Raw genomic sequence first — 4105 nt, forward strand, 5'->3', positions numbered from 1 at the left:
GGGCCGCAACTAACAATCATTGGGGGATGAAGGCAGACTAAGAACTAAGGCGTACTGACGCAACTTCTGCATTAGCACATTCTGTGCATAAAAAACCCCACTGATTGAAGTTTCACTTTATTGCGTGACTAATTCCTTCGTCTCTTCAAGGCGAACAGACACTAGTTTCGAGACACCTGACTCTTGCATAGTCACCCCATACAATACATCAGCCTCCTCCATCGTTCCTTTACGATGGGTAATAACAATAAATTGCGTTTCAGCGCTAAATCTTTTTAAATATTGACTAAAGCGGAATACGTTTGCTTCGTCAAGGGCTGCCTCAACCTCATCAAGAATACAGAATGGAACGGGACGTACCTTCAATATCGAAAAAAGCAGTGCAATTGCTGTTAGCGCTCTTTCCCCGCCTGATAATAATCCAAGGTTTTGCAGTTTTTTCCCAGGTGGCTGTGCAACAATTTCAACACCTGTGTTTAATAAATCATCTGGGTCTGTCAGCTTCAAATCAGCTCTGCCTCCGCCGAATAATGATTGAAAAACTGATTCAAAATGAAAACGAATGCCTTCAAAGGTTTGCTGGAACCGTTTTTTCATTTCAATATCCATTTCATCGATAACCTGGAATAACGTATCTTTAGCCGATTGCAAATCATTTTTTTGCTCGAGAAGGAATTCATATCGTTCTGAAACCCGTTCATATTCCTCAATCGCACCTAGATTTACTGTTCCAAGCTCTTCAATCGCCAATTTAATTAGCTTTACTTTTTTCCTAGCTTCATTGACATCAATCATTAAAGGATATTCCTCTTTAGCTGCTTCAAAAGATAACAAATACTCTTCTCTTAAATGAGTTAACCGGGTTTCAAGCTCTACATCCAACCGATTTAGCCTTACTTCCTCGTCCTTAAGTGCCTCAACCATTCCTTTATGCAGCCTCTTCAGCTCTTTTGTTTCAAGCTCTAGATCTTCCAGAGCTGTTTGAAGCCCCATACGTTCTTCTCTTCTTGAGGCAATTAAGTTAAGAGTCTCTGTCTTGTCTTGAAGCTTTCTTTTTGCAGCTTCTTCTAACTGTTGCTCTCCAGAGAAACTATTTACCATTTCTGAGGAAAGAAGCTCAAGGTCCTCTTTAAATATAATTAGCTTCCCGTTTATTTCTGAAAGCTCTTCCAATATTGCTTCATATTTATCATTAGCATGATTATATTGTTCACTTTTCGAGGCATAGCTAACTTTAAGTTCGTTTATTTCAGATATAAGCGTCTCTTTTGAAGTTTTTTGCAAGTTTTTCTGATCAGTCAGCATAAGAATCTTTTCGTCATAAGAAGTGATTTGGGACTGATAAGCTTCAAGCAATGAATGTAAATCAGCTTTTCTTTTTAATAATCTCGTTTTATCTTCAGTAAATTGGGCTTTATCCAAATCATAAAGCGACAATCTTTCATTTAAGCTTTTCTCCTCAAATTCTAATTCTCGGAGGTCGCCTTTTATTGACTGTTCCTTTAACCTTAGCTCTTCCCCTAATTTTCTATGACCATCAATCCGCGCTTCAAGCTTTTGAATATCCGCTTTAAGTAGCTTTACCTGTGATTCGAGTCCTGCTGTCTTAGACTCCATATCAATAATTCTTGCTTTCAATTCTTCAAGCTCGCCTTTTCTGCTTAAGATGGATGACGTTTTTTGTTTTAGGGCACCGCCAGTCATAGAGCCCCCTGGATTCACAATGTCGCCATCAAGAGTCACAAGCCTTACTCTGTATTGCAGGAGTTTAGCCATTTCATTCGCACCCTTTAACTCCTTTGCAATGACAACATTACCAAGTAAATTCTCCATTGATTCTTTATATTTAGGATTGAATTGAATTAATTTTGCAGCTTCTCCAACAAAGGAAGGATGCTGCTGTATTAATTGCAGCTGACTAAAGCTTAAGCTCTTCCCTTTCATGACATTTAAAGGTAAGAAGGTTGCACGTCCAAAGGAGTTTTGCTTTAAATATTGAATCGCTCTTCGGCCGTCCTGTTCTGTTTCTACAATAATATGCTGCATAGCCCCACCTAAGGCTGTTTCAATCGCAGTTTCAAATTCCTTAGGAACTTGAATGAGTTCCGCAACAGCGCCTTCTATTCCTGACAGCTTTCCGCCACGGCCCTTTAATACTTCCTTAACGCCCTGAAAAAAGCCTGAATAATCATCTTCCATTTCCTCAAGCATCTCTTGTCTCGATTTAGCCTTTTGAAGATATTGATAGGCTTGATAAAGGGTCTTTTCCTGCTTCTGATAATTATCCTTGCATATTTCGAGCTTTCTTTGCTCATCTCTAAATAGCTTTACTTGATCATCTAATTCTTTTTGTGCAGACAGAAGCTGAGCTTCAATCTGCTCTTTCTTCTCTAGAAGACTATTTCGATTTTGGATGAAATTATCATTTTCATGCTCAAGCTTACTGTTTCTCATGTCTAGCTGATCTAGCTGCTGTTGAATATTCTGGAGCTCATTTTTGGCAGCAGCTTGTTTATTTAGTACTTCGATATAATCACTTTTTAATGATTCAATCTTTTCTTCTGTATTTTCATTAAATAGTTTTAATTGCTCTTGTTTTTGTTTTAGTTCATTTTGCAAATTGCTAGCTTCTTTTTCTAATTGCTGTTTACTCGTATAATGCTTTTCCTTTTGACCTTTTAGCTCTAGTTCTTTTGCAGCATATTCTTCCAGACCTTTTTGAAGTTGCTCCTTGTTCTGGGAAGCGTTTTTCTTTCTTTCCTTTAGCACTTCTTTTCTGCCTTCCAGCTTTTCAAGCTCTTCACTTGCATGAAGCAATACATTTTGCAAATCACTGATTGACTCGTCAAGTGCCAAAGCCTGATCTCTTAATTGTTCGATTTTCGCTTCTTTACTATGGAGATTGGCGGAATGCTTCATTTCATTTTCTTTATGGAAACCAAGGTCTTTAGATAATTGCTCCCATTTTGCATGTAAATCCTCAATTTCGTATACAGTTAACGCCACTTCTATTTTTTCTAGCCCATCCTTTTGATCTAAATAATCTTTAGCAATAGAGGCTTGAATTTTTAAAGGCTCAACCTGACTTTCAAGCTCATAAACAATATCATTAACCCGATTTAAATTGTCTTGAGTCTCAGTTAGCTTTCCTTCTGCTTTCTTTTTCCTGCTCTTGTATTTAAGGACACCTGCTGCCTCTTCGAAAATCGTTCTCCGGTCTTCCGCCTTACTATTTAGAATTTCTTCAACTCTTCCTTGGCTAATAATAGAGAAAGCCTCTCTCCCTAAACCGGAATCCATAAACAAATCAACTATATCCTTAAGTCTGCATGATTGCTTATTAATTAAGAATTCACTTTCACCGGACCTGTATACCCGGCGGGTGACGCTTACCTCATTATATTCAATTGGCAACGATTGATCTTCATTATCTAATGTTAGCGTAACCTCTGCAAAGTTAAGCGCCTTTCTGGAATCACTGCCGGAAAAGATAATATCCTCCATTTTCGCGCCTCTTAAAGATTTAGCTGATTGTTCACCTAACACCCAACGGATTGCATCCGTAATGTTACTTTTTCCGCTGCCATTCGGTCCTACAACAGCAGTAACACCTGGAACAAAATCAACCATGATTCTCTCAGCAAACGATTTAAATCCAACAACATCTAACCGTTTTAAAAACAACTGCTGCTCCCCCTAATCTTAAATGTTTCTTATCTATGCTGTCTTAACTAGTTCAGATTATTTTTTAGGACTTCAAGAGCCATCTGCGCTGCATGTTGTTCGGCTTCCTTCTTGGAGCGGCCTGTGCCTGTCCCTAACTCCTTTCCGCTCATCGATACCCTCGATACAAATTCCCGATTATGAGCGGGACCTTTTTCCTGCAATATTTTATACTCAATCAGACCTGCCCCATCACGCTGAATCAATTCTTGCAGCTGACTTTTATAATCCATTACATGGGCAAATTTACCTGAATTGATTTTGGGAAATACGATTTTTTCGAGGAAAGCGACTACAGTATCTAATCCTTTATCTAAATATAAAGCACCAATAAATGACTCGAATACATCAGCTAGCAACGCGGGTCTTTCCCTTCCCCCGG

2 protein-coding genes are annotated in these 4105 nt (G+C 38.6%); both read right to left on the reverse strand.

Annotated elements, in window-relative coordinates:
- Positions 1 to 117: 117 nt before the first annotated feature.
- On the reverse strand, positions 118 to 3684 hold the full coding sequence (gene smc / locus V7127_RS06555; protein ID WP_335484408.1) for a chromosome segregation protein SMC: 3567 nt from the start codon (positions 3682 to 3684) through the stop codon (positions 118 to 120).
- Positions 3685 to 3731: 47 nt separating this feature from the next.
- Positions 3732 to 4105: ribonuclease III family protein (locus V7127_RS06560; protein WP_335484410.1), on the reverse strand; the 374-nt coding region annotated here is incomplete at its 5' end.

The organism is Bacillus sp. JJ1773, from assembly GCF_036962035.1.
Classification (GTDB): domain Bacteria; phylum Bacillota; class Bacilli; order Bacillales; family Cytobacillaceae; genus Cytobacillus.